This window comes from Candidatus Obscuribacterales bacterium (assembly GCA_036703605.1).
Classification (GTDB): domain Bacteria; phylum Cyanobacteriota; class Cyanobacteriia; order RECH01; family RECH01; genus RECH01.
Genome location: DATNRH010000636.1, coordinates 1 through 1,399, shown reverse-complemented (window position 1 = coordinate 1,399; position 1,399 = coordinate 1). Strand labels below are relative to the sequence as shown.

Below are 1,399 nucleotides of genomic sequence, written 5' to 3'. Positions count from 1 at the left end.
CAGGTTTACGGTACTCAGATCGTCGACGGCACAGCCATCGCACAGGCTATTGTCACCAAAGGCTAATTGATGGGGGGAGGGAAACCTCCCCCTGTTACCTCGTGAGGTTACAATGGCTCTTACAACAGTTCAGGATTACGTCGACCGTGCGCGGGTGCTCCTTCTGGACCAGGTGGAGCCTTATCGCTATCCGACGGACGACCTCGTGGAAGCCCTGAACATGGGCATGCTGGAAGTTCGCCGTCTACGCCCCGAGCTGGTCAAAACCTTCTTTGGCGGTGAAATTCCCGATTACTCCGCTTCCAATATGACCGCGACTGTTGCTATGGATCAGCAATACCGTGTTTCGTTTGTTTACTACATCTGCGGGCATGCCCAGCTCCGCGACGATGAGGTTAACCAAGACAGCCGCGCTGCGATCTTCCTTAACAAGTTCACTTCCCAGATGCTTTCAATTCAGGCTTAAACACCATGCCCTCTGCTGAGATGACACGCTTTATGGATCAGACACGTATCCGTCTCCCGGGTGCGATTGATTCTGTCATCCTCATGGAATTCTTTTCAACGATGAAAGAGTTTCTTGGGTCCACGAACATCTGGCAGGAGATTATCCCGTTCAATATCGTGGCCGCGACTGGCGATCCTACGATTGACCCCACAGATTTCACCTACACGGTATCCCCCACTTCGGGTGCGATAAACCGTCTGATCACAGTGCTGAATGACGCCGGTAAACCCGTCAGCGTCACCATGGCCACACCGGGCGAGATCGTCATTATGAGCCCACAGACCGAGGCGCAGACGCTCTATGCCAAAGTCGCGCTGACTGTTATCGACCCCGTCGCCGTTGACGGGGACTATCCAGTTTTCCCCGATTGGATCATCGGCAAGTATAAAAACGAGATCATGGATGGCCTGCTTGGGCGTATGATGACCCAGATTGCGAAGCCGTACTCTTCTGCTTCAACAGGTATCGTTCATCTGAAACGCTTTAGGTCTGCCATTTCGACTGCGCGCACCGAGGCCACAAAAACCAACCTTTACGGCGCTCAGCGCTGGCGCTTTCCGAAGGCATTCACATGACAATTACACTCACCCACCCCTTTGTATCGCCAAAAGCCGACGGCCCTGATGCAACACTTGTGCAGCCGTCTAACTGGAACGCGGAGCACACGCTGGAGCAGGCCACAAGCCGTATCCTTGGGCGAACATCTCCATCCAACGGCCCCACGGAAGAACTGAGCGTCTCTTCTCCCCTGGCGCTCGCAGCCGGTGCCCTCACTCTCGATGCAGCTGCGACAAGGACCTACTTGGACCTCGAGATCGGTATAGATGTTCAGGCTTGGGATGCTGAGTTGGATGCATGGGCAGCAAGGACTGCCCCAGCCGGAACCGTTGT

The 1,399-nt window shown here is 54.8% G+C and carries 3 protein-coding genes; all 3 read left to right on the top strand.

The annotated features are described in order from the left end of the window. Positions 1-112 precede the first annotated feature (112 nt). A complete protein-coding gene (locus V6D20_13410) occupies positions 113-466 on the top strand; it encodes a hypothetical protein (protein HEY9816778.1) in 354 nt (117 codons plus the stop codon). Between the two features lie 5 nt (positions 467-471). Further along, a complete protein-coding gene (locus V6D20_13405; GenBank protein ID HEY9816777.1) occupies positions 472-1,083 on the top strand; it encodes a hypothetical protein in 612 nt (203 codons plus the stop codon). Next, on the top strand, positions 1,080-1,399 hold a 320-nt coding region (locus V6D20_13400; protein ID HEY9816776.1), incomplete at its 3' end, for a hypothetical protein. The genes V6D20_13405 and V6D20_13400, both read left to right, overlap by 4 nt.